This window comes from Microbacterium sp., assembly GCF_047605725.1.
Taxonomy (GTDB): Bacteria; Actinomycetota; Actinomycetes; order Actinomycetales; family Microbacteriaceae; genus Microbacterium.
Map to the genome: position 1 here is coordinate 1 of NZ_JASGFE010000083.1, position 4,778 is coordinate 4,778.

The 4,778-nt window shown below is 72.2% G+C and carries 5 protein-coding genes and 1 pseudogene; all 6 read left to right on the forward strand.

The window, feature by feature from the left end; all coding sequences use genetic code 11:
* Positions 1-159: 159 nt before the first annotated feature.
* On the forward strand, positions 160-2,358 hold the full coding sequence (gene malQ, locus QM641_RS12535; protein WP_415116987.1) for a 4-alpha-glucanotransferase: 2,199 nt from the start codon (positions 160-162) through the stop codon (positions 2,356-2,358).
* A gap of 114 nt (positions 2,359-2,472) precedes the next feature.
* Positions 2,473-2,685 (forward strand): annotated as a pseudogene (locus QM641_RS12540) (glutathione ABC transporter ATP-binding protein); the annotation flags it as partial.
* 57 nt (positions 2,686-2,742) lie between these two features.
* Complete coding sequence (locus QM641_RS12545) at positions 2,743-3,402, forward strand: TMEM175 family protein (protein ID WP_415116989.1); 660 nt, start codon at positions 2,743-2,745, stop codon at positions 3,400-3,402.
* 316 nt (positions 3,403-3,718) lie between these two features.
* Positions 3,719-4,057 carry a 30S ribosomal protein S6 gene (gene rpsF / locus QM641_RS12550; protein ID WP_415116993.1) on the forward strand — a complete coding sequence of 113 codons (339 nt, stop codon included), beginning with the start codon at positions 3,719-3,721 and terminating at the stop codon, positions 4,055-4,057.
* 5 nt (positions 4,058-4,062) lie between these two features.
* Positions 4,063-4,560 (forward strand): single-stranded DNA-binding protein, encoded by a 498-nt coding sequence (locus QM641_RS12555; protein WP_415116991.1) that lies wholly within the window; start codon positions 4,063-4,065, stop codon positions 4,558-4,560.
* A gap of 49 nt (positions 4,561-4,609) precedes the next feature.
* The coding region (rpsR, locus tag QM641_RS12560; RefSeq protein ID WP_415116995.1) for a 30S ribosomal protein S18 at positions 4,610-4,778 on the forward strand (169 nt) is incomplete at its 3' end.

Below are 4,778 nucleotides of genomic sequence, written 5' to 3' on the forward strand. Positions count from 1 at the left end.
CGGACGAGCCCGCGGGCGGCGATCGGACGAGCCCGCGGGCGGCGATCGGACGAGCCCGCGGGCGGCGATCGGACGAGCCCGCGGGCGGCGATCGGACGAGCGGATGCCGCATCCCCGCGGCGTGGACGAGACGGCCCGCGCGTGCGGCAGGATTGACCCGTGACACAGACGCGCGATGACACGCCCACGCCCGCCCTCGTCGCGCTGGCCGAGGCCCACGGCGTCGCGTCGACGTACTGGTCGTTCTACGGCGACCATGTGCACGTGCCGGCATCCACACTGTGCGCGGTGCTGCGTGCGATGGGCGTCGAGCTGCCGGGCACCGAGGACGACGAGGCCGCAGTGCCGTCCGATGCCGCGATCGAGACCGCCCTGCGCGATGCCGAGGAGCGGCCGTGGCGCCGCACGCTGCCCCCGTCGCTCGTCGTCCGCGAAGGCATGGGGCGTGTCGTCGCGTACGTGCGCGACGGTCACGACCTGGCCCTGCGCGTCGTGACGGAGGGCGGCGACGTGCACCGGCTCGAGATCCCGGAGCAGGAGGCGCAGGCGCGCGAGGTGGCCGGGATCACGCGGTGGCGCCTGGAGGTCCCGATCCCCGGCGACGTGCCGTTGGGCTGGCACACGCTTCATGCCGAGCAGCGCATGCACGGCGACGACACGGTCGTGGTCGCCGACGAGTGCCCGCTCGCGGTCACGCCCGCCCACCTGGAGGCGAAGCCCGGACGCCCCGGAAATGCGGGACGATCCTGGGGCCTGATGGCGCAGCTCTACTCGGTGACATCGCATTCCTCCTGGGGAATGGGAGACTTCGCCGACCTCGGCGCACTGGCGGCGATCGCCGCCGAGCGCGGCGCCGACTTCGTGCTCGTCAACCCGGTGCACGCCGCCGAGGTCGTCACTCCGATCGAGCCCTCGCCCTATCTGCCGGCGACCCGGCGCTTCCTCTCGCCGCTCTACATCCGGCCCGAGGAGATCCCCGAGGCCGCTGGGCTCTCGGCGGCCGAGCGGGGCCGGCGGGAGACGAGCCGCCGCGCCGCCGCGGCGGCGTGCGCCGACCGCATCGACCGCGACGCGGTGTGGGAGGCCAAGCGGCCGGCGCTTGAGGCCGTGTTCGGCCTGCCGCGGACCGCCGCGCGTCAGGCCGAGCTCGACGCCTACCTCGAGCGGGAGGGGCAGCCGCTCCTGGACTTCGCCCTGTGGTGCGCCCTGGAGGAGCACTTCGCCCTCACGCCCGACGAACCGCGGCCGGAGGCGGCGGACGACATCTCGTCGCTGCTCGTGGCGACGCTGCGCACCCGACTGCACGACCGCGTCGCGTTCCATGCCTGGCTGCAGTGGATCGCGGACGAACAGGTGCGCGCGGCGCAGCGGCGGGCGACGGCGGCGGGCATGACCGTCGGCGTCATGCACGACCTCGCGGTGGGCGTGCACCCGAGGGGGTCGGATGCCTGGTCGCTGCACGACCTGTACGCGCGCGGCATCTCGGTGGGGGCGCCGCCGGACATGTACAACCAGCAGGGGCAGGACTGGAGCCAGCCGCCGTGGCTGCCGCACGCGCTCGCCGGGGCCGCCTACGCTCCGCTGCGCGACCTCGTCCGCACGATGCTCCGCGGGGCGGGGGCGCTGCGCATCGACCACATCATGGGCTTCTTCCGGCTGTGGTGGATCCCGGCCGCGCTGGGGCCCGCCGCCGGCACGTACGTGCGCTACGACCACGAGGCGATGATCGGCGTGCTCGCGCTGGAGGCGCACCGCGCCGGCGCGGTCATCGTCGGCGAGGACCTCGGCAACGTCGAGCCCTGGGTGCGCGAGTACCTGGGCGGTCGCGGCATCCTCGGCACCTCCGTGCTGTGGTTCGAGTACGAGGACGGCGGGTTCAAGCCGCCGGAGCACTACCGCGAGGCGGTGCTCGCCACGGTCAACACCCACGACCTCCCGCCCACCGCGGGGTATCTGAAGGACGAGCACGTGCTCCTCCGCGCCCGCCTGAACCTGCTGACCGAGCCGGTCGAGCAGGCGCTCGCCGAGGCCGACGCCGAACGCGAGCGGATGCTGGGGACCCTGCGCGATCGCGGCCTGATCGGGCCGGACGCCACCGAGCAGCAGATCATCGAGGCCCTGTACGTGCTGCTGGTGGCATCCCCCTCGCGCCTGCTCGGCGTCGCCCTCGTCGACGCGGTGGGGGAGCGGCGCGTGCAGAACCAGCCCGGCACCTACCGCGAGTACCCGAACTGGCAGGTCCCGCTCGGCGACGCCGACGGGCGCCCGGTGCACCTCGAGGACCTCCCCGCGAACGCGCGGTTCGCCGCGCTCACCGCCGCGGTCGACGACGCCCTGCGCACCGCCGCTGCCCACTGACGCCCGCCGGGAGCGCAGTTCACGGCATCCAGTGCCGGATGCCGTGAGTTGCAGTCTCATCACGGAATGTCCCAAACGGACGCACCGGCGGCTGCGGGGCGGGATGATGGCCGGCTGTTCATCACGCACGACCTCGCCGTCGTCGACATGTTCGCCCACCGCGTCATCGTGCTGCACCACGGGACGATCGCCGAGGAGGGACCGACCTCGGCCGTGCTGCGCGACCCGCGCGACGCCTACACGCGGCGGCTCATCGCCTCGCTCCCGGTGCCCGATCCGGTGGAGCAGGCCGCCCGACGCGACGCCTGGCGCGACGCCCGCGCGTAGCGCGCCGCGCCGCGCGCCGAGGTCCGGGCGAGGGGACATCCACGGCAGGATGCCGGTATGGGCGTGACCGAGGGGTCGGATGCGCCGGCTGCCGCGACCGGACCGGGGCCGCGGCGACCGGCATCCGCCGAACGACTGAAGGCCTTCACCGATGCCGTCGTGGCGATCGCCATGACGCTGCTGATCCTGCCGCTCATGGAGAGCGTCGGCGAGGTCGCGAGCGAGCACGGGACCGCGGGGGAGTGGGTCGCGCACCACGGCGACCAGCTGTTCAGCTTCGGGCTGAGCTTCGTGCTCATCGCGGCGTTCTGGCTGAGCCACCATCGCCTGTTCGAGCGGGTGCATCGCGCGGATCCTCCCCTGCTCATGCTGACGGTGGCGTGGATGTTCACGATCGTGTGGATGCCGGTGGCCACCGCGGTCGTCGGACAGCTGCCCGACGACCCGGTGCAGAAGTCGCTCTACGTCGGCTCGCTGTTCGCGACGAGCGCGATGATGACCGTGACCGGCTGGTATGTGCTGCGGCATCCGGGGCTGCACGACATGCCGGAAGGGAGCCTGCGCAGCGGCATCCTGGCCGACACGATCGCCACGGTGCTGTTCGCCGCCTCGTACGCGGTGATGCTCGTCGTGCCTGCGCTCGGCTACTACGCGCTCCTGCTGCTGTTGCTCACCGGTCCGCTCGTCGCGGTGCTGCGCCGACGCCTGGCGGGCTGAGCGCGGGCGCGCTCGCGGGCGCGCTCGCACGCCTCGCTCGCGCGCCTCGCTCGCACGAACTGCGGAGTTCTCGACGAACTTCGGAGGATCCGGGCGAAATCCTCCGAAGTTCGCGCGATTCTCCGAAGTTCGGGTGGGCCGACGCGGGGCGGATGCCGCCGCCTGGGCGACGGGCGCGGCATCCGTGTACCATGGGAGGGTTGTCCGCGCTCACGCACGGACACGTGCACACACCCTCCTGCCGCCGGGAAACGCCCGGTGGCCGTTCGAGTCCGAAGGAGGTGGGTCAGTGACGCACTCTCACCAGTACGAGCTCATGGTGATTCTCGACCCCGAGATCGACGAGCGCCAGGTCGCTCCCAACCTTGACAAGTTCCTCAAGGTCATCACCAACGACGGCGGCACGATCGACAACGTCGACGTGTGGGGCCGGCGCCGGCTCGCGTACGAGATCCAGAAGAAGAGCGAGGGCATCTACGCCGTCGTGAACTTCACCGCGACCAGCACCGCGACGCAGGAGCTCGACCGCCAGCTCAAGCTCAGCGAGCAGATCATGCGCACCAAGGTCCTGCGCGCCGAGGAGGCCATCGCCCTGGTCGCCGCCGAGAAGGAGCGCGCCGAGGCCAAGGCCGCTCGCAAGGCTGCGAAGGCGTAACGCCCATGGCCGGCGAGACCATCATCACCGTCGTGGGCAACCTGACGGCCGATCCCGAGCTGCGCTACACGCAGAACGGCCTGCCGGTGGCGAACTTCACCATCGCCTCGACGCCCCGCACATACGACCGCCAGGCCGGCGAGTGGAAGGACGGCGACGCGCTGTTCCTCCGCGCCTCGGTGTGGCGCGACTTCGCCGAGCACGTGGCCGGATCGCTCACCAAGGGCGCGCGGGTCATCGCGACCGGGCGCCTCAAGCAGCGCTCCTACCAGGACCGCGACGGCAACAACCGCACCGCCATCGAGCTGGAGGTCGACGAGATCGGCCCCTCGCTGCGCTACGCGACCGCCCAGGTCACGCGCGCGGCCTCGTCCGGCGGCGGCCAGTCCCGTCCGCAGCAGGTGCAGGACGAGCCGTGGTCGACGCCCGGCTCCTCCTCGTCCTCGTCGTCCGATGCGTGGAGCGCCCCGGGCAGCTCCTACGGAGACGACACCCCCTTCTGATCGCCGGGCGCACCGGCATCCGACACCACTTCACACGTAAGGAAAAACCATGGCTGGAAAGGCTACCGGCGACCGCCGCAAGCCGCGGAAGGGCGCGAAGAACGCGGCCCCCGCGAAGGCGATCCGCGTCGGCGTCATCGACTACAAGGACGTCGCGACCCTCCGCAAGTTCATCTCGGAGCGCGGCAAGATCCGCGCCCGTCGTATCACCGGTGTCT

What these genes read in the sequence shown, in the direction of transcription:
- rpsF (WP_415116993.1), top strand. Translation starts at nt 3,719, where the DNA reads ATGGTGATTCTCGACCCCGAGATCGACGAGCGCCAGGTCGCTCCCAAC.
- QM641_RS12555 (WP_415116991.1), top strand. Translation starts at nt 4,063, where the DNA reads ATGGCCGGCGAGACCATCATCACCGTCGTGGGCAACCTGACGGCCGAT.
- QM641_RS12545 (WP_415116989.1), top strand. Translation starts at nt 2,743, where the DNA reads ATGGGCGTGACCGAGGGGTCGGATGCGCCGGCTGCCGCGACCGGACCG.